Here is a 19,279-nt window from a genome sequence, read left to right as displayed (position 1 = left end):
GCGCAGCAGCACCCATCCGTGTCGGTGAGGAATCATGCGGAACATGAGCGACGACCACACACATGTCCAGGAATTCTTCGGCGCCCGCGCCGCCGACTGGGACAGCCGGTTCCCCGACGACGGTCCCGCCTACGCCGCCGCGGTCGCCGAGCTCGGGCTGCGCGAGGGCGCCCGGGTGCTCGACGCGGGCTGCGGCACCGGGCGCGCCCTGACACCGCTGCGCGCCGCCGTGGGGCCATCGGGAGTGGTCGTCGGGGCCGATCTGACCCCCGCCATGCTGCAGGCCGCCGTACGGGCCGGAAGGGGCCACGACGGGCAGCTGCTGCTCGCCGACGTCGCCGCACTGCCGCTGCGGTCCGAGACGCTGGACGCCGTGTTCGCCGCCGGGCTGATCGCACACCTGCCCCAACCGTCCGAGAATCTGCGGGAGTTGGCCCGCGTGGTCCGCCCCGGCGGCACACTGGCGCTGTTCCACCCCATCGGCCGGGCGGCACTGGCGGCACGCCAAGGCCGTCAAATCACTCCGGACGACCTGCGCGCGGAGCCCAACCTCCGTCCGCTGCTGGCCGGTTCGGGCTGGCACATGACCTCGTACGTCGACGAGGACGCACGCTTTCTGGCGCTGGCCGTACGGGAAGGCTGAGCCTCAGCAGCGGCCCGCGACGGCCGCGGCGAGGCACGAGTACGGCACCTTGCGGGTCAACGGCTCTCGCTCGTCCACTCCGGTACAGCCGGCGGCTCGGTGGGCGTAGACGCGGGCGGGCGGAAGAGGACGGCTCGGGCCACGGGCGGAGCGAACAGGGCGGTGACAGGCGCAGAGAGCGTCACCACGGACCGGAAGGCACGCCCCACGACGGGGTCACCGGGGGCCCGCTCCGTGACCCGGCGCAGGTACCACCCCGCGATCCGGTCCGCAGGGCCACCGACGGCCGCGTTGCCGACAGCGCCGGGCATCTCACGGTCCGCCCCGGCGGAGATGTCCCACGCCTGCCGGGACGCCGCGAGGAGCACCTGCTGCACGCGCCGCGTGGTGGGTGTGCGGCGTCGGTCCGCGAGCGCGTCGCGCAGGGCGACCGCGGTCATCGCGGCGATGGCCATGCCCTGTCCGTAGATCGGGTTGAAGGTGCACAGCGCGTCGCCGACCGCGAGGAATCCGGCCGGGCGGCGGCCGGGCAGGTCGTAGCGGCGGCGGATGTTCGCGGTCCGCCGGTAGCCGAAGGCCGGCGAGAGCGGTTCGGCGTCGTCCAGCCACCGGTCCAGGAGCGGATGCGCCAGCCGTCTGGTGTATGTCTCGAACTCGTCGTCGTCCGTGGGTGGTTCGCTGCCGCGCAGCCCCGAGACGATGACCAGGTGGCTGCCGTCCTCCAGCGGCAGCGCACCGCCGCCGTGGATCTGTTCGGGGCCGGTGTAGACGAAGTAGCCGAGTGTCTCGCCGTCGAGTACGCCCTTCCGGCCGCGGTAGACGCGGGAGGCGTAGGCGAGGCCGGTGTCGATGGTCTCCTCGTGCGGGGCCTCGGCGCCGATCGCCGCGAGCCACTGCGGCGCCTTGGTGCCGCTGCCGGAGGCGTCGACGACCAGATCGGCCTCCTCGGCCCGGTGCTCCGCGTCGGTGCCGCCGGAGCGGTCCCGCAGCAGCACGCCCCGCACACGCGCGGCATCCCCGAGAAGCCCGACGGCATCGGCCCCCTCCACCACGTCGATCACCGGATTGGCGAGAACCCGCCGCCGCACCAGCGCCTCCAGCTGCGCGCGGGAACCGGTGTAGATGTGCGTCGTCGCGGACACCCGGCGGAACCAGCGCCCGTTCTGCCACAGCACCATGTCCGACGGCATGCCCACCCGTGGCGCCCCCGCCGCCTGCAGCTCCGCCAGGAAGCCCGGCAGCAGCGACTCCAGGGCCACCTGCCCGCCCTGCAGCAGGACATGGGGATGCCGGCCCTGCGGAACGCCGGGCCGCGACCCGGTCCCCTCCGGGAACCGGTCACGTTCGACAACGGTCACCCGGTCGGCATGTCCGGCCAGGGCGTGCGCCGCGAGGAGCCCGGCGAGGCTCCCACCCACGACGACCGCATGCCGCCCGCGCCGACCGCCACCCTCGCCCTTACGGCCTGTCCCGGCGGCAGAGTTCACAGATCCGCTCCCTGGTCGCGACGTCGTGAGAAGACAACAAGTATCCCGTCCCGCATCCCTCGCCCGGTAAAACGAGTCACCGTGTCCGGCCCTTCTGCAGTCCCACGGGAACTCGTCGGCCGCGCTGAGCCGTTAGATCTCGGGAGCGTCCTTGCAGGGGACCATCCGCCGGATCTGTGCGAGCCGCCGGAAGCGCTTCACCGTAACGCCCCCCTTCTGTCGCCGGAACTCCAACTCTACGTTGAACAGCAGGAGATGAACGATCGGCCAGGGCAACCACGCAGGGGGAAGGTGGTCAGCATGTTGGGCAGGGTGCGCAAGTCCTGTGCGAGATTCCTCAAAGCCGTTCACGCGGACATCGACAACGGCCGGGACAAACGTACACACAATCTTTTCGAGGCCGCGGCCGCGTATGTCTCGGCGTGCGCGGAGGACGACCAGGAGCGGATCGAGGAGGCGGCGGGCTGGGTGTCTCCGGAAGCGCTGTCGTTCGGGGTCAACGAGCTGGCGTGCCGGGCTGTCATCGCGCTCGCGCGGGAGCGCGACGAGTCGCCGGGGACGGTGGCCCGCGCGCTTCTGGGCCTCCCGGCGGCCTGACGCGTCGGGTCAGGTGCGGTCGATTCGCCCCGTCCAGCCGGAAAACTGCAGCTCCAGGTGCACTTGTGCCTCGTGACAAGCTGCTTCCGGTCGCACTAGGGTGCGCGCGATCGGATGAATCCATGGGGAGGCTGGGATGGCCGGGACGGACGAGGACGCCGTCGCCGCCGCGGACGATGCGCTTTATGTGCTCACGGCGGTACTGCTGACGCCGGCGAAGTTCCCGAGCGTGCTGGGCGACGACTATCCGGAAGCCTGCGCGGCGCTCGGCCTCGCGCCGCTCGCCGACGGATACGGCCTGGTGCTCGGCCAGGACGGTGACGGCGCCCGGTGGACGGTCGTGGTGGACGACGTGTCGCTGGTCGCCGTCGCGATCGCGTCCTGGGACTGCGGGATGGAGTACGACCTGTCGCCGGACGAGCGCTCGGTCGTCGCCGCGCTGCCGGGCTGGCCACTGGCGGTCGCGGTGGCGGCTCCCGGTGTGCCCGAGCCGCACGATCCCGATCCCGAGGTGACGGACGGCCCGCCGTTGACGCCGCCGGACACCAGCAGGTGGGGGCCGGCTCAGCGGCGCCTGGGTGCCGACGAGATCGCGCTGCAGTGGACGGTGTGGCGGGAGCAGATCGACGACTCCGCCTTCCCGAGCGCGGACCGAACCTCCGAGGACGCGGAGAAGGAGGACGCTCCGGCCGCGGCGGGCGAGCAGGCGGACGGTCAGCCGGGACACGGCGGGGTCCGGCGGGTGCTCGCCGAGGCACGCGCGTACGTGGACACTCCGCCGCCCCTCGGCCGCGTCCGGTCGTCCTTCGCCCCGGGCGACGCGCGGACCCTGCGTGCCGACGGTCCGGGCTGGTCGCTCGTCGCCCGGACCGACGACATCGCGTTCATACTGCTCGACGCGGAGCCCGGCGAGGTGCTGCCGGTCGGCCGCGGGCCGGAGCTGCCGGGTCTGCTGGAGGCGCTCGACAAGATGGCCGTGCGGCCCATTTGAGTCAGCGCGGACCGGCACCCCGCACGCTGTTCCGGTGGGGCGCCGGTCCTGTTTCCGGGTGCTGACGGGCGCGTTGGCGTGTGCCTTGCACGGCAGGGCAACCAAGGCATTGGGGTGTGCGTACGAGTTCCGCGGTGTCGGCCGGGCGAGACGCAGTCGGGGCAGACTCTGCGACGGCACGGGCGCGATCACCGGCGCTCACGGTGAAGCGTCCGCCGGGCCGCATTGCATCGATCTCCTTCCCTCGCACGGCATTTCATCCACCACCCCTGTTACGAGCCGCCATGTCGCGGGCGCGTGCCATGTGGTCCCAGCCCATGGATGCGGTGGAGGCCTGACCGCACGATGGGGCAGCCGTCGGCGCCCGCTCCCCTGCGGGCGTCGTTCCCTGCCGTCCCGCCCCGGAGGTCCGTCATGCGTCCGTCCCGCGGTGTTCCGCTCGCTGCCGCCGCCCTGGTGGCAGCGGCCCTCACCTGGCCGGCTCCCGCCCAGGCCACGGCCGTGGGCGGGAACCACTGTGTCCGCCAGGAGCGGGTGCACGTGCCGGGCGCCGCCTTCCAGCAGAGCGCCTGTCTGCCCGACCTGACCACGACCGGGCTCGCCGGCACGCCGTACACCGACACGGCTGATCAGGCGGGACTGACGGCCAAGGCGACCCGTACCCCGTCCGGGGTGCCGGGAGTGCAGATCGACGGCTATTTCCCGGACTCCTCGCACTTCAACACCACCCACGGCTGGCGGCACGACGCGCAGTTCGTGATCCGGTTGCCCGACCGCTGGAACGGCGGCCTGGTGGTCACCGGCGCCCCCGGCACACGCAGGCAGTACGCGACGGACACGGCGATCTCGGACCAGGTGATCGCCCAGGGGTACGCGTACGCGGCGACCGACAAGGGCAACAGCGGTGCCGACTTCTACCGCGACGGATCCCAGCCCGGTGACGCGGTCGCCGAGTGGAACGCGCGGACCACTCAGCTCACCCGGGCCGCCAAGCGGGCGGTGGCCCAGCGATACGGGCAAGCACCGCGCCGCACGTACATGACCGGTATTTCCAACGGCGGCTATCTCACCCGCTGGCAGTTGGAGAACCACCCGGAGCTGTACGACGGCGGCGTGGACTGGGAGGGCGCCCTGTGGACCGCGCAGGGCCCGAGCGTGCTCACCTCGCTGCCGACGGCGGTGGCACGGATGCTGGGCTCGGCGCGGGACGAGGACCTGTACGCGGTGGGCTTCGCGCGTGGCTCGGAGTTTCTGTGGCCGTATCACGAGAAGGCGTACTGGGGCGTCACGCAGAAGATCTACCGCGCCGAGTTCGACCCGGCGTACGACCCCGGCTGCCCCGGCCCGTCCGCCGGTGGCACCGCTGAGCAGATCCTTTCGCCCTGCCCCGCAGACGCGGCGTACGACTATGCGTCGCGGCCCGCGTCCGTCCATCGCGCCGTGGCCCGCGTGGCGCTCACGGGGCGCATCGGCCGGCCGCTGATCACGCTGCACGGCGACCTGGACGCGCTGCTGCCCAAGGCCGCCGACTCGGATGTGTACGCGCGCATGGTGGCCGCGCGCGGACGGGGTGCGCTGCACCGCTACTACACGATCCAGGGCGGCACGCACGTCGACGGGTTGTACGACACCTTTCCGGAACGGCTGCGGCCGATCCTGCCCTGCTACCGCTCGGCGTTCGACGCGCTGGTCTCCTGGGTGGAGACGGGCGCGCAGCCGCCCGCGGACCACACCGTCGTACGGCCCGCGGACGGCGATGTGGTCGACTCCTGCGCGCTGGCCGACCGGGCCGATCCCGTGCGGTAGTGCTTCAGCGGCCGAGCTCCTTGCGGGTGATGCGGCGCAACCTGCGCCGCTGCGAGGGGTCCAGCGTGAGGTATGCGGCGGTCGGGATTCCGAGGACGATCAGGACCACCGCCCAGAAGGGCAGCCAGATCCACAGGAAGAGCCCGAGCGCCACACCTCCTATGGCGATCTTCGCGTTGTTCGACATGTACGTCGCCTCCTTCGCGGCCTGTGCCGCTCTCTCCTGAAAACGGGCCCGTGCCTCCCACGGTTCCGGACCACGACCCTGAGACGTCCCTGAGGTGCGACCCCGACTCGTCCCTGAGAACACTGTCCGTCATTCCCCCCTGAGTGGCTCCCCCACTGCATGCAGGTGACTCAGGGCCTGCCGGTAGGAGTCGACGAGTCCGGTCTCCGCATAGGGAATACCCAACTCCCGGCAGTGGGCGCGCACCAGGGGCTGGGCGAGCCGGAGATGGGGGCGGGGCATGCTGGGGAAGAGGTGGTGCTCGATCTGGTAGTTGAGGCCGCCCAGGAACCAGTCGGTCAGGATGCCGCCGCGGATGTTGCGCGAGGTGAGCACCTGTCGGTGCAGATGTCCCCAGCGCTCGCCGTTCGGGTCGGGCATCTCCATGCCTTTGTGGTTGGGGGCGAAGGCCAGCCCCAGGTGCAGGCCGAACAGCGCCTGGTGCAGGGCGGCGAACGCGAGGGCCTTGCCCGGGGAGAGAGAGGTGAGCAGCAAGGTCGCGTACGCGGCCACGTGGGTCACCAGCAGCAGGCCCTCCACGGCACGCTCCCGCGGTGTCTGCCGGCGCAGGTCCTTGAAGCCGTGGATCTTCAGGGCGACACCTTCGAGGAGGGTGAGGGGGAAGAAGAGCCAGGCCTGGTTGCGGGTCAGCCAGCGACGGAAGCCCGAGCGCTCCTTGGCCTGTGCGCCGGTGAAGACGAGGACGTCGGCGACGACGTCCGGGTCCTTGTCGATGTGGTTGGGGTTGGCGTGGTGGCGGTTGTGCTTGTCGTTCCACCAGGCGTAGCTCATGCCCAGGAGCAGGTTGCCGTGGATCAGGCCGATGACCCGGGCCGCCGACTTGCCGGCGGCTATCTGGGAGTGGCCCGCGTCGTGGCCGATGAAGGCCGTGCGGGCGCCGAACACGGCGAGCAGCGGTGCCAGGAGCAGCGACCACCAGGAATCGCCGGTCAGGACGATGCCCGTGACGATGCCGGCAAGGGCGAGTGCGTTGATGGCGATGGCGAGCGCGTACCAGGTGCGGCGCCGTTCCAGGAGTCCCTGGCCCCGGACCGTGCGCAGAAGGGGCGCGAACTCGCTTCCGCCGGGCGGTGCGTCACACGTTCCCCGGAGGGGTTCGGCTACGGCTGTGGTGGACTCGGGCATGTCCGGTCTCCGGCTCTCTCGGGCAACGGGCTGACCTGAGGAAACGTACGAAGCGACGACCCGTTGCGACCATGACGCCACCACCCGTGTACGGGCGGGGGTCAGCCGGTGGTGGGTCGTGGGGCTGACGACACCGCAGAAGCGGGACGGGCCGGGGGCGGGCGGTTCGGCCGTGTCCCGTCGGCCCGCCGAATGCTGTAACCTCGGCGACCCCGACCCCAGTAGTCAAATTTGAGGAATGCGGCTTCGCTGTGCAGAGGATCCCTGCGGCACCACCGTCCGAGATCTCCGAACTGGCCCACTGCTGCGCCGTTTTCGTGCCCGGTGACCCGGCCCGCACCGGCCGGGTCGCCTTCTGGCGGCCCGACGGCAGCGCCCCATCACCTCATGCGGCCGGGTCCGCTCAGGATCTGGGCGTCGTCCTCCCGGGCGGTGACGGCGTCGGGCTGGTGCAGCTTCCCGCCGTCCTGCTGCCGGTGCGTGCGGCGCTTCCGGTCCTCACGCGCGCGCGTACCGAGGCGCACGCACACCGGGGGGCAGTCTTCTGGGGCTCGGCAGCCGTCCTGGCTCTCCAACTCCTCGCCCGGGGGCTGCTGTTGCCCGGTCTGTCCCCCGGCGATCACGACGCCTGGCGCATCGGCCCCCTGTCCCCGGACGACGTCGACCGCATCCGTGGGCTGGCCGCCGCGATGCCGCCCGAGGCGCACGCCATCCCGGTGGACGGCTCCGGGCCGCTGCGGCTGCCCACCCCGGAGGGGCTGCTGCGCGCCTTCCTGGACGCGGTGGCCGACACGCTCCCGCGCTCCCCCGCGGCCTTCCTGGTGACGGGCGGACCCGCCTACGCGGCGCAGGCACCGCAGCACATGCCCGGGCAGCGGGCGTGGGCCGCCGATGTCGCCGCGGGCCACGACGCGGGCGTACGGCTCTCGCTGCGGATCGAGGTGCCCGGCCTCGCCGAGCTGACGCCGGAGGATGCTGCGGGGCCGTTCCGGGCCGTTCTGCAGGTGCACAGTGTCAGTGATCCGGCGCTGGTGGCGGACGCTTCCGAGGTATGGGGCGCATCCGGAGGCGGGGGCCGGCGTTTCGGTCCGCGCGCGCGGATGGACGCCCTGCTCGCGCTGCGCCGGGCCGCCCGGTCCTGGCCGCCGCTGACGCCCCTGCTGTCGGCGAGCGTGCCGGACGCCGTCGAACTCGCCGACGAGGAGGTCACCGAGCTGCTCGGACCGGGCACCCGGGATCTCGCCGCCGCCGGAGTCGACGTGCACTGGCCGAAGGAACTGGCCCGGACGTTGACCGCACGCGCGGTCATCGGCCCGCCGGACGAGGAGCCGGTGGCCGGCCGGGCCGCCTCGGACACGCCGTCGTTCCTGTCCGCCGACGCGCTGCTCGCCTTCAACTGGCGGTTCGCCCTGGGCGACGAGCAGCTCACGCGCGCGGAGCTGGACCGGCTCGCCGAGGCCGGCCGGCCCGTCGTGCGTCTGCGCGGCCGATGGGTCCTCATCGACCCCCGGGAGGCGCGGCGCGCCCGCGCCCAGCAGGACCGCAAGATCACACCCATCGACGCGCTCGGAGCCGCGCTGACGGGCTCGACGGAGGTCGACGGCCGCCGGGTCGACGTACAGCCCACGGGGTGGCTGGCGGCCCTGCGGGAGCGGCTCGCGGCCCCGGAGGCGCAGGAGCCGGTCGCGCAGCCCGCCGCTCTCGCGGCCACCCTGCGGGACTACCAGCGCCGGGGCCTCGGTTGGCTGGCCCGGATGACGTCCCTGGGTCTGGGCTGCTGTCTGGCCGACGACATGGGACTCGGCAAGACGATCACGCTGATCGCGCTGCATCTGCACCGGCAGAGCGAGGCGTCGACGGCCGGTCCCACCCTCGTGGTGTGTCCGACGTCGCTGATGGGCAACTGGCAGCGCGAGATCGAGAGGTTCGCGCCCGGCACGCCCGTGCGCCGCTTCCACGGGGCGCGGCGCAGCCTGGGCGCGGTGACCGACGGGGAGTTCGTGCTCACCACGTACGGGACGATGCGCCTGGACGCGGGTCGGCTCGGCGAGATTGCGTGGGGCATGGTCGTGGCGGACGAGGCCCAGCATGTGAAGAACCCGTACTCGGCGACCGCACGGGCGCTGCGTTCCATCGGTGCACGCGCACGCGTGGCGCTCACCGGGACCCCGGTCGAGAACAACCTCTCCGAGCTGTGGGCGATCCTCGACTGGACGACCCCCGGGCTGCTGGGCCGGCTCGGCACCTTCCGCACGCGGTACGCGCAGGCCGTGGAGGGCGCCCGGGACCCGGCCGCCGCGGAGCGGCTCGCCCGTCTCGTACGGCCGTTCCTGCTGCGCCGCCGCAAGTCGGATCCGGGGATCGCGCCGGAGCTGCCGCCGAAGACCGAGACCGATCGTGCGGTGTCCCTGACCAAGGAGCAGACGGGCCTGTACGAGGCGTTGGTGCGCGAGACGCTCGCGGAGATCTCCGCGGTCGACAGCATGGAGCGGCGCGGGTTGATCGTGAAGCTGCTGACGGGGCTGAAGCAGATCTGCAACCACCCGGCGCAGTTCCTCAAGGAGGAACGGCCGCGGATCGACGGTCGTTCGGGGAAGCTGGAGCTGCTGGACGAGCTGCTCGACACCATCCTCTCCGAGGGGGCGAGCGTTCTGGTCTTCACGCAGTACGTGCGCATGGCGCGCCTCATCGAACGGCACCTGACGGCCCGTGGCGTCACCTCGCAGTTCCTGCACGGCGGCACGCCCGTCGCCGAACGCGAGGCCATGGTGCGGCGCTTCCAGGACGGTGAGGTCCCCGTCTTCCTGCTGTCGTTGAAGGCCGCGGGCACCGGGCTGAACCTGACGCGGGCCGAACACGTCGTGCACTACGACCGCTGGTGGAACCCCGCCGTCGAAGCGCAGGCCACCGACCGTGCGTACCGCATCGGTCAGACCCGGCCCGTGCAGGTCCACAAGCTGATCGCGGAGGGGACCGTCGAGGACCGCATCGCCGACATGCTCGGCCGCAAGCGGGAGCTTGCCGACGCGGTACTGGGCTCCGGCGAGAGGGCGCTCACGGAGCTGACGGACGCGGAGCTGGCCGATCTGGTGGAGCTGCGAGGGGGCAGCCGATGAACCGGCACGACCAGGACATGGAGCGTACGTTAGCCGCGCTGCCGCCCGCGCACGGGCGGGGGTTTGCGCACACCTGGTGGGGCCAGGCCTGGCTCAAAGCCCTGGAGGACACGGCGCTCGACTCCCAACAGCTCAAGACGGGCCGCAGGCTGGCGCGTGCGGGGTGTGTGGGCGCGGTGTCCGTACGCCCGGGACGTATCACGGCAGTGGTCCAGAGCCGCGGTGGCACGCCTCACCGGGCCGACGTCCTGCTGGAGGAGCTGGACGGCGAACGGTGGGACCGGTTCCTGGACATGACGGTCGAGCGGGCCGGACACGTCGCGGCGCTGCTGGACCGCGAGATGCCACCGCATCTGGTCGAGGACGCGGCGGCCGCGGGCATCGAACTGCTGCCGGGCATGGGCGATCTTGAACCGGCGTGCGACTGCGGCGCCTGGGACCACTGCGGGCACACGGCGGCCCTGTGCTATCAGGTGGCGCGGCTCCTGGACCAGGATCCCTTCGTGCTGCTGCTGATCCGCGGCCGGGGCGAACGGGCCCTCCTGAACGACCTCCAGGCCCGCGACACCACACCCACTGAGGAGCCGGCCGAACCGGAGGGGGTGGACGCCGCCGAGGCCTACAGGACCGGCGACATCCTGCCGCCCCTGCCCACCCCGCCGGAGCTGCCCGCGGAACCCGGTATTCCGCCATGCCTGGACACCGAGGCCCCTCCCGGGCCGGGCGTGGACCCGGCCGCCCTGGAGTATCTGGCCGCGCGAACGGCCGCAGAGGCACACCGCCTGCTCGCGGACGCTCTCCGTTCCGGGAGCGAAGCGCAGGCCCCGGAAGAGGTGCTGACGCTCGCGCAGGATGCGGTCCGTCTCGCCGCAGGACCCGATGACAGGGCTGTGGTGGACCGGCTGGCCGAGGGGTCCGGACGCGACCGGCAGGGGCTGGCGCGGGCCACGCGCGCGTGGCGCCTCGCAGGGGCGGCCGCGCTGTCCGTGCTGGAGGAGGAGTGGACCGTCTCGGGCGAGGCTCTCGCACGCGCGCGTGCCGCCCTGGAGTCGGCCTGGGACGAGGACGAGCGACCGTCACTGCGGGCGAGCGGCAACCGGTGGACAGTCGTCGGCGCACCGGCCCAACTGCGCCTGGGGCGGGACGGGCGTTGGTGGCCGTATCGCAAGGAGCGGGGCCGCTGGGTGCCCGCCGGAGCGGCTTGCCAGGATCCGGCGACCGCTCTGGCCTCGGCGGAGCCGGACCCCGGGGAGGAGCCCGCCTGACGGGCCCTGCATTCGGCCGGACCGCGGAACTGCAGCGGGGCTGAAGCCTCGCCGACCGGTGGCCGGGCCCACGCCGCCCGGCCACCGGCTGGTGACGCGCGCGCCTACGGGGCCATCTCGTACGCGCCGGACAGCGCCTCGACCCGCTGCCAGACCCGCTCCGTGCGTGCCTCGTCGACGACGGGCCGCCGGACCGAACCGAGCGCCCACTCCTGCTGCTGTTCAGTCGCCGAGTCCTTGCCGTGCAGTTCGACTGCGTGCGCGGAGAAGTCCCGTACGAGAACGGCGAAGAGTTCGTCGAGCACATCCTCGTCGAGGCCGGTCAGGGCGGCCTGCTCCAGGACGAGCTGTCCGTGCACGACGAGGGCGAAGAGCTGACCGACCGCGAGGAGGAGGTCGAGGTCCCGGCTCTGCTCCGCGTCCGGCGCGGCCGTGGCGACGAACTCGCAGAGTGCGTCGGCCTGTTCGCGGAAGCGGGTCACGTTCGGCAGGTGCGCGTACGTGTCGAAGGCGGGCCGCCAGTCGTGGAAGCGCACCGAGCCGAGACCGCGGGCCGGTCCCTGCCGGAAGAGGAAGTCGTCGTCGGCCGCGTCGAGGCGGGTCGGTACGGCGGGGTAGTCGACCGGCTCGAGGAGGTGGCTGCGCAGGAACTTCAGGATCAGCGCCAGGTTGACGTGGACCGTGCCCTCCAGCTTGGGAAGGCCGCGGATCTCCACGGCCGCCTGCGCGAAGTAGTTGTCCTTCTCGAAGCCCTTGGCCGCGATCACGTCCCACATCAGGTCGATGACCTTCTCGCCCTCCGTGGTCACCTTCATCTTCGTCATCGGGTTGAAGAGGAGGTAACGGCGGTCGTCAGGACCGGCGGAGCGGAAGTAGTCGACAGCGCGGTCGCTGAACAGCTTCATGCCGACGAGCCTGACGTACGCGTCGGTCAGCTCGCGCCGCACATGCGGGAAGGCGGTGACGGGGCGGCCGTAGAGGATGCGGTTGTGGGCGTGGGTGACGGCCTCGTACATCGCGTGCTCGCAGATGCCGATCGAGGCGGTGCACAGGTTGAACTTGCCGACGTTGACGGTGTTGAGCGCGGCGTCGAAGGCGGCGCGGCCGGTGTGCAGGACGTCCTCGGCCGCCACGGGGTAGTCCGCCAGGCGGAACTCGCTGACGAACTTCGAGGAGTCGACGACGTTCTTGACCAGGTGATAGGCCGGGTGACGGCTGTCGGCGGCGAAGAACACATAGCCGTCGGGGCCCTCGACGTCGGTACGGCGGCCGAAGACCGAGACGAGTCCGGCGGCGTTGCCGTTGCCGATGTAGTACTTGGAGCCGGTGGCGCGGAAGCCGCCGTTGCCGTCGGGCTCGAGCAGCATGTCGGTGGAGTAGATGTCGGCGCCGTGGACCTTCTCGGACAGGCCGAAGGCGAACACCTCTCCCTGGGCGAGGAGTTCAGCGGCGCGGGCGCGGGCGGCGGCGTTGTCGCTCTGCCAGACCGGGCCGAGGCCGAGGATCGTGACCTGCCAGGCGTACCAGTAGTCCAGGCCGTAGAAGCCGAGGATCTCATTGAGCGCGGCGATCCGGCCGGTGTCCCACCGCTTGTCGGATTCTCCCTCCCCCGCGGCGGACGACGGCGTCAGGAACGTGGCGAACAGGTTCTCCTTCGCCGCGAAGGCGAGGAAATCGCCGAGCCAGGCGCGCGTCCGGTAGTCCTCGATCAGCCGCCTCTTCCCGCGCTCCTCGAACCAGTCGACGGTGGCACGCAGCAGGCGCCGCGTCTCGGGGTCGAAGTGCGCGGGGTCGTAGGTGCGCGGGTTGAACAGCAGCTGGTCGGCCATGGTGTGACGCCTTTCGGCTGGTGGACGGGCGGGAAACGGGAAGTCGGACGGCTGGACGGACCGGATCGGATCGGGAAATCGGACGGAGCGGGGAATCGGGAGGATCGGCGGCGGCTACAGCGACGGTCAGCGGGCGGGACCGAATCGGGCCAGCGTGGCGAGCACGTCGTCCAGCCAGTCGATCATCATCCGCTCGTACGCGATGCCACCGCGCAGGACCACGTGCTGGAGTTCCCGCTCCGCGTCGAGCGGCGCACCAGGACCGGGCGTGCCTGCTTGGGGCGTGAAGTCGCGCGCCTCTCCTGCGAGATAGTGCGCCAGGCGGTCCCGGTGCGCCTGGCGGTGTCGCTCCACCTCGCGGATCAGGGCGGCCGGATCGTCGAAGGCTGCTCCGCGGATCTTCACGGCCAGGTCGTGGCGGACACTCTCCGGTTCGATCGGATCCTGCAGCCAGGAGGACAGCGCGGCCCGGCCGAGGTCGGCGACGGAGTACTCCTTCTTGTCCGGCCGACCCTGCTGCGGGACCTCCCGGACGTCGATCCAGCCGTCGTTCTCCATGCGCTTGAGCACGCGATAGATCTGTTGGTGGGTGGCGGTCCAGAAGTAGCCGATGGACCGCTCGAAGCGCCGGGCCAGCTCGTAGCCGGATCCTGGCTTCTCCAGAAGCGACACCAAGATCGCGTGTTCGAGGGCCATGCCACCGATCCTGCTATGCAACTCGTTGCATAGCAACCTCGCCCGCTCCGATGCGACGCGGCTCACGCCGACGACATGCCCAAGGACACACTCGTCAAGGACAGGTGCCTCAGGGACAGACGTACGTGAAGCTCGCCCTCGCCTCCATCGGGGCCGGCTGGTGCGTGATCCTCAGGCGGGCGGTCCCCCGGAAGCGGCCGGAACCGCGGACCGTCCAGCGCAGGTGCACCTTGACCCGGCGCTCACCGCGATCGGCGGTGCGGACCAGCTCGCCCGAGTCCTGGCCGTCCTCGCGCAGCCACCGGTAGGTGACGGGGCCGCCGTGCCCGTCGGTGGTGACGACACCGGTCAGGTCGGCCGTCTGACCGCAGTGCAACGGCCGGGCGGGGGCGTCGACTCGGACGGAGACGACCTCGGGAGCGGGCGCCGGGCGCAGCAGCAGCCAGAGCAGTACGGCGGCGATCGCGACGACGCCGGTGGTGGCGATCCAGCCCCGTCGTCCGCGCCGCGAGCGGGGGGCGGCGGGAACCGCTGCCTCGGTCCGCCATCGGGCCCGCAGGACGTCCTGCTCCTCCAACGGGACCCCTGGCCCGAACCGGAGCAAGATCCCGCCTGAGTCCTCCCCCGCCTCTGCCGGAGGCCTGACGACGCGGTTGCGCTTGCCGAGGACGGTTGCCTGGGTGTCCGCGGCACGGGAACGGTGACCGCGGCCGACCGTGGTGATCTGGTCGGCGGCTGAGGAGTGAGGGACGGGGGCGGCCAGGGAGGTTCGCGGATCCGGGCCACCGGCTCCGTGGGCCGCCGTGGCGGGCTGGCCGACGGTGGTGGTGGGGCGGGCAGAGCGGTCGGGTGCGGGAGCGGGGTTTTCGGGGGCCGTGGGGCGTGGGTCGGAGTCGGTTGCGTCCGGCACCGGGTGAGGGTCCGTACGTGGAGCAGGGCGACCGGGAGCCGCCGTGACGAACGGTGCCTGTGCCTTGGGCGGTGCGAACTCCGGGGTCGATGCGACCGCCACCGCCCGGAGCGCCGTGCGGCGCAGGAAGTCCGCCGGGAGCACCGCCCCTCCGGCGACCAGCGCGCTCCGGGCCGCCGCCAGCCCCTGCGACTCGGCGATGGCGGCACAGCGGGCGAACAGATCCGCCGCGGGGGTTTCTGGCTGCGTCCAGGCGTCGCCAAGAGTGCGGGCCAAAGCGGCCCAGGCAGCGGTGGCGACTGCTGCCCGGCGATCGGCGTGCGGCGCGTCGCCCGACACCGGTATGACGGCCGCGTCGCCCAGCACCGCGCCCAGCTCCGCCTCGGCCAGCAGCGCGACACCGTCCGGAGCGATCACGACGGTGTCGGGGCCGAGCGGGCCGTGGGGCAGGCCTGCCGCACGCAGGGCGAGAAGGGTCTGCGCGGTCTCGTTGAGGATGCTGGCCGCGCTGCCCGCGTCCGGGCGCGGGCCCCCCGCCGATGACAGGACGTCGGCCAGGGTGGGAGCCGGCGGCCGGGCCGTGAGCAGCCACACCTCATCGGCCTCGGCCACGAGGTCGACCGTGCCCAGCAGCCCGGGCAGCCTGAGCTTCGCCGTGGCGAGCACCACGGCCGCCAGGCGCTCGCGCGTGCCCTCGGGCGCCAGCAGGGCGCGGTCGATGCGCAGCGCGCCTAGGGTGCGCTCGCCGGACCGCGCGGGGAACAGGGCGTACCAGGTGCCGTGGCGGGCGTCCCGTGACCAGCCGGACAGGGGCCGTCCGGCCACTGTGGTGGCTGTCGTCATGTCGATCCGTTCTCGTCGCGGCGGGGAGTGGCTCTGAGGTCTCTCGGGTCTCTCGGGGGCCTGGTCAGCACGGAGGTGCGTCGAGGGAGGCCGTCTGGGGACCGTTCGCTGCCGCCGGGTCGCTGCTGAGCGAGACCTCCCAGGTCCCCCGGCACGGATGGTTGGAGAAATCGCCCTCGAAGGTCAGGTCGTAGTGCGTGCTTCCGGACAGGGTCCGGGACTGCGAGCCGTACGGGTCGGCGGGTGTGTCGACGTAGTAGTTCGCGGTGACGGTCAGCGGACCGGTGCCCGTCGTCTCGACCGTCACGGCCGCGATGAGCGTGCCGGGTTTCTGCCCACGCTGCCAGGAGCCGATGGTGAGGCTGACCGTGCCGGCGGTGGCCGGGCCGGGGGACCCGGTGGTCGGCGTCACGGCCGGCGCGGTCGTCTCCGTGGACGGCGTGGGCGAGGTCGACGGGCTGTCCGAGGGGGTGGTCGTGGGTGACGTGTCGGCCGTGGGCCGGGCGCTGCTCGCCGAAGGGGAAGGGGAGGGTGAAACGCCGGGCGCTGTGGGTGAGTTGACCGGTGCCGGGGTCGAGCTCGCCACCGTCGTCGACGTCTCGTGCGGACGGCCCGTCGCGTACGTCGCTCCGCCCGCGACGACGACCAGCGCGGCCGCCCCACCGGTCACCGCCTTCCATCCCCCGCGCTTCAGCCGGTCCAGCAGGGTCAGCGCACTGGCCGAGCCCTCGAGGGTCGCGGTCGTGGTGAACGGGAACAGCAGGGCGAGCAGCGCTGCGAGTTCAGCCAGCCGACGGCGGCCGCGCTCTTCCCAGCCGGCGCCGTAGCCTTCCGCGGCGGACCGTTCCAGGTCGGCGAGGAACGTCTCGACGCCGGGCCGGTCCGCCGGGTCCTTCGCCAGGCCTGAGCGCAGCAGCGGACGCACCGGCGCGGGTACGTCGTCCAGCGGGGTCGGGGCGCGCAGGTGCTGCAGGCGCAGAGCCGTCACGTCGTCGCCGGGGAACGGCCGCCGACCGGTCAGGCACTCGAAGAACACCACAGACGCGGCGTAGACGTCGGCCGCCGGGCCGGCCGGCTCGCCGTTCCACTGCTCCGGCGCCATATAGGCGGGCGTGCCCTCGACGTCGGTCTCCCGGCCGCTGCGCACCGCGATGCCGAAGTCGGCGAGCGCGCTGGTGCCGTCGGCGCGGACCAGGACGTTCTCCGGTTTGAAGTCGCGGTGCACCACCCCGGCCGTGTGGGCCGCGCCCAGCCCCAGCAGGGAGCCCTTGAGCAGGACGAGCGCTGTCTCGGGGCCGGTCGCCCCGTGCCGGAGCAGCAGTTGGCGCAGGCTGACGCCGTCCACCGCCTCCATCACGATCGCAGCCCCGGCACGTGCCTCGACGTACTCGTACAGCCGCACCACACACGGGTGCCGGAGCTCGCCGAGCAGTCGGGCCTCGGCGCGGAAGCGGGCCAGGAACTCCCGGTCCACGCACAGGCGTTCACTCAGGTACTTGACGGCGACGGGGACGCCGATCGCGGTGTGCCGGGCGAGGACGACCCGGCCGCCGGCACCCTCGCCCAGCGTCCGGACGGCCGCGTAACCGGGGACGGCCCAGCCGCCCTCGGTGTGCGTGTCCTGGGTCATGCGGTCCTCTCCACCGGTGCGGGGAGCCCGGCCCCCTGCGGTACGTGCCTCGCGTCCCGTCGACGCCGTATCCGGCGCAGCAGCCAGCGGGCGGGTGTGGACCACACCGGGAAGGCGACCAGGGCGACCACGGCCGCCTCGATCACCGTGGTCCACGGCTCGGGCAGGCGGCCGTCCAGCAGGTCACCGATGCGGGAGCGCCAGGCCAGCAGGGCGAGGCCGAGGAAGCCGTAGGTGCCCACGACGACCGCGAGGCCGTACGCGGCGAGGCCTGCCTGACGGGGGCCGGGCCGGTTGCCCGCGCGCAGGTCCCGCCACAGGCTCGTGCGGAAGTAGGCGCTCGCCTCCTCGCGCAGCCGGGGCACCCGGAGGGCGTCGGTCAGCGCCTGGTAACCGTCCAGCGGCATCAGCGGGTTGAAGTTGTAGAGGGTGTTCAGGTAGAGGCCGAAGGCCAGGTGGTAGAGGACGGCCGAGGCCGGTCCCGCGGGCAGCAGGGCCGCGCCCGTGGCACACCAGCCGGCCAGCGCCGCCGTGGACAGCGGCCCGGAAAGGGCCACGACGACCCGTGACCAGCGGGAGCCGAACCACATGTCGCTGGTGTCCACGAACGCGAACGGCATGCCCATCATCAGCAGGAACCCGCCGCGCCTGACCTTGCGGCCGTACGACTTCACGGCCAGCGCGTGCGTGAGCTCGTGGATGAGCAGCGCGCTCACATAGCCTGCGGCCAGCGCGACCGGGCCCCACACGCCCGCCCCGCCGAAGTCCAGCAGATGGTGCCGGCCCTGCGCGACGACGAAGGCGCCGAGGCCGCCGGCCACCGACAGCCAGGCGAGCAGCACCCCTGTCCGGGTGAACAGCCGCCAGCCGAAAGCCTGGTAGAGCCGGGTCACCAGCCGGTCGAGGCCGGGGACGGACACCTCCAGCTTCAGCAGCGCCCGGTACACGGCACGTGCCGCCCGCTGCCAGCCCTTCGGCCGCTCCTCCTCCGGCCGTCCCGGCAGGCCACGCAGCAGCCCGGCGTCCGCGAACGCGGCAAGCGCGGACTCGATGCGGGGCAGGGCGAGTTCGCCGTAGCGGTCGGCGTAGGCGAAAAGCAGGTCCCGTACGGTGTTCTCGCCGTCGACGGCGTGCCACAGGAACACCTGGCGCTCGTCCAGTTCCAGATAGCGGCCGGTACGGGTGCTGCTGAGCACCCAGCGGGGTGCGCCGCGTTCGGTGGGGATCTGCTTGAGGGCCCAGCCGGAACGGCGGCGGGGCCGCGCGGTGAGCGGACCGTTCGCCTCGGGGGCCTCCTCCTGCCCGGCCTGCCCGGCGGCGGGCAGTTGGGTCAGCTGCGTACCGACGACCATCGTGCGCGAGCCGATCCGGGTGTCGCGGGGCTGCTCGAACACCAGGCGTACGTCGCCGACGGACAACTCGGTGCCGTCGGCGAGGCCGGCCGCACCGCCGTGCAGGTCGACGCCGCCGACGGCGGTGCCGTTGAAGGAGTCCAGGTCCTCGATCCGGAAGCCCTCAGCGGTGCGGACGATGCGGGCGTGGCGGCGCGAGACGCTGGTGTCGGACAGAACCACGTCGTTGTCCTCGCCGCGGCCCAGCGTGGTGACCGGGCCGGTCAGCGCGACGAGCAGCGTGGGGTCGTCGAGGCCGCGCAGCTGGGGTGCGGCGAACGAGGTCGGTGCGACACCCCGGCGCGGGGTGCCGCAGTGCAGGCAGTACGGAAAGTCGCGCCGCACGTGGACGCGGCAGACACGGCAGAGCATGCGGTGACTCAGCCTGCGCCGGAACCGCTGAGGAACGCACCGCCGTTGAAGCCTTCGTCGCCTTCCGCTGCGGGGCCGGAATCCGGCAGGTGCGTGGCGGCGTTTCCGAGGCCGAAGGCCGGCAGGCCACCCTGGACGATGATGTGATCACCGCTGCCGTCCTCGCCCGAGGCGGGCAGGCCACCTTGGACGATGATGCGGTTGCCACCGCCGGGTTCACCGACACCGCCGGGACGCCGACCGATGTTCTCCTGGCTGCCTCCGCCGTTTCCGTCGCCCCCACCGTCACCACCGCCGTGGCCACCGCCACCACTGGGGCGATTGGTGTTCT

Annotated in this window: 14 protein-coding genes and 1 pseudogene; 6 read left to right on the top strand and 9 right to left on the bottom strand. The window is 72.5% G+C overall.

Going from position 1 to position 19,279, the window contains the following annotated elements; translation table 11 throughout:
• The first annotated feature begins 43 nt into the window (after positions 1-43).
• Positions 44-643 (top strand): class I SAM-dependent methyltransferase, encoded by a 600-nt coding sequence (locus tag ACWCRD_RS40620; protein ID WP_450970693.1) that lies wholly within the window; start codon positions 44-46, stop codon positions 641-643.
• Positions 644-699: 56 nt separating this feature from the next.
• Here ACWCRD_RS40620 and ACWCRD_RS40615 read toward each other — a convergent pair whose 3' ends face one another.
• Positions 700-2,061 (bottom strand): NAD(P)/FAD-dependent oxidoreductase, encoded by a 1,362-nt coding sequence (locus ACWCRD_RS40615; RefSeq protein WP_450970716.1) that lies wholly within the window; start codon positions 2,059-2,061, stop codon positions 700-702.
• Positions 2,062-2,430: 369 nt separating this feature from the next.
• Here ACWCRD_RS40615 and ACWCRD_RS40610 point away from each other — a divergent pair, with 369 nt between their 5' ends.
• The 3 genes from ACWCRD_RS40610 to ACWCRD_RS40600 all read left to right on the top strand — a co-directional run bounded on the left by ACWCRD_RS40610 (position 2,431) and on the right by ACWCRD_RS40600 (position 5,524).
• Positions 2,431-2,727, top strand: coding sequence for a hypothetical protein (locus tag ACWCRD_RS40610; protein ID WP_450970692.1), 297 nt, complete (start codon positions 2,431-2,433; stop codon positions 2,725-2,727).
• Between the two features lie 136 nt (positions 2,728-2,863).
• Positions 2,864-3,718 carry a hypothetical protein gene (locus ACWCRD_RS40605; protein ID WP_450970691.1) on the top strand — a complete coding sequence of 285 codons (855 nt, stop codon included), beginning with the start codon at positions 2,864-2,866 and terminating at the stop codon, positions 3,716-3,718.
• A 414-nt stretch (positions 3,719-4,132) separates the two neighbouring features.
• Complete coding sequence (locus ACWCRD_RS40600) at positions 4,133-5,524, top strand: tannase/feruloyl esterase family alpha/beta hydrolase (protein ID WP_450970690.1); 1,392 nt, start codon at positions 4,133-4,135, stop codon at positions 5,522-5,524.
• A 4-nt stretch (positions 5,525-5,528) separates the two neighbouring features.
• Here the strand turns inward: ACWCRD_RS40600 and ACWCRD_RS40595 are convergent, their stop codons facing one another.
• Positions 5,529-5,711, bottom strand: a complete 183-nt coding sequence (locus ACWCRD_RS40595) for a hypothetical protein (RefSeq protein ID WP_030931554.1) — start codon at positions 5,709-5,711, stop codon at positions 5,529-5,531.
• A 129-nt stretch (positions 5,712-5,840) separates the two neighbouring features.
• Positions 5,841-6,896 carry a fatty acid desaturase family protein gene (locus ACWCRD_RS40590; RefSeq protein WP_450970689.1) on the bottom strand — a complete coding sequence of 352 codons (1,056 nt, stop codon included), beginning with the start codon at positions 6,894-6,896 and terminating at the stop codon, positions 5,841-5,843.
• A gap of 251 nt (positions 6,897-7,147) precedes the next feature.
• Between ACWCRD_RS40590 and ACWCRD_RS40585 the strand changes: the two genes are divergently transcribed.
• Positions 7,148-10,012, top strand: a complete 2,865-nt coding sequence (locus tag ACWCRD_RS40585; RefSeq protein ID WP_450970688.1) for a DEAD/DEAH box helicase — start codon at positions 7,148-7,150, stop codon at positions 10,010-10,012.
• Positions 10,009-11,277 carry an SWIM zinc finger family protein gene (locus ACWCRD_RS40580; RefSeq protein WP_450970687.1) on the top strand — a complete coding sequence of 423 codons (1,269 nt, stop codon included), beginning with the start codon at positions 10,009-10,011 and terminating at the stop codon, positions 11,275-11,277. The genes ACWCRD_RS40585 and ACWCRD_RS40580 overlap by 4 nt, the downstream gene beginning before the upstream one ends.
• Before the next feature lie 104 nt (positions 11,278-11,381).
• Here the strand turns inward: ACWCRD_RS40580 and ACWCRD_RS40575 are convergent, their stop codons facing one another.
• From ACWCRD_RS40575 to ACWCRD_RS40550, 6 genes and pseudogenes are all read right to left on the bottom strand, one after another.
• A complete protein-coding gene (locus ACWCRD_RS40575; RefSeq protein WP_450970686.1) occupies positions 11,382-13,106 on the bottom strand; it encodes an acyl-CoA dehydrogenase family protein in 1,725 nt (574 codons plus the stop codon).
• A 126-nt stretch (positions 13,107-13,232) separates the two neighbouring features.
• Positions 13,233-13,802: a PadR family transcriptional regulator gene (locus ACWCRD_RS40570; RefSeq protein WP_450970685.1), complete on the bottom strand. Its 570-nt coding sequence runs from the start codon at positions 13,800-13,802 to the stop codon at positions 13,233-13,235.
• Positions 13,803-13,911: 109 nt separating this feature from the next.
• Positions 13,912-15,555 (bottom strand): hypothetical protein, encoded by a 1,644-nt coding sequence (locus tag ACWCRD_RS40565; RefSeq protein ID WP_450970684.1) that lies wholly within the window; start codon positions 15,553-15,555, stop codon positions 13,912-13,914.
• Between the two features lie 64 nt (positions 15,556-15,619).
• Complete coding sequence (locus ACWCRD_RS40560; RefSeq protein ID WP_450970683.1) at positions 15,620-17,185, bottom strand: serine/threonine-protein kinase; 1,566 nt, start codon at positions 17,183-17,185, stop codon at positions 15,620-15,622.
• A complete protein-coding gene (locus ACWCRD_RS40555) occupies positions 17,182-18,921 on the bottom strand; it encodes an FHA domain-containing protein (protein WP_450970682.1) in 1,740 nt (579 codons plus the stop codon). Before ACWCRD_RS40555 ends, ACWCRD_RS40560 begins: the two co-directional genes overlap by 4 nt.
• A 35-nt stretch (positions 18,922-18,956) precedes the next feature.
• Positions 18,957-19,279 (bottom strand): annotated as a pseudogene (locus ACWCRD_RS40550) (hypothetical protein); the annotation flags it as partial.

Source organism: Streptomyces sp. NPDC002092 (assembly GCF_053593775.1).
This window is presented reverse-complemented; position numbering and strand designations above follow the sequence as displayed.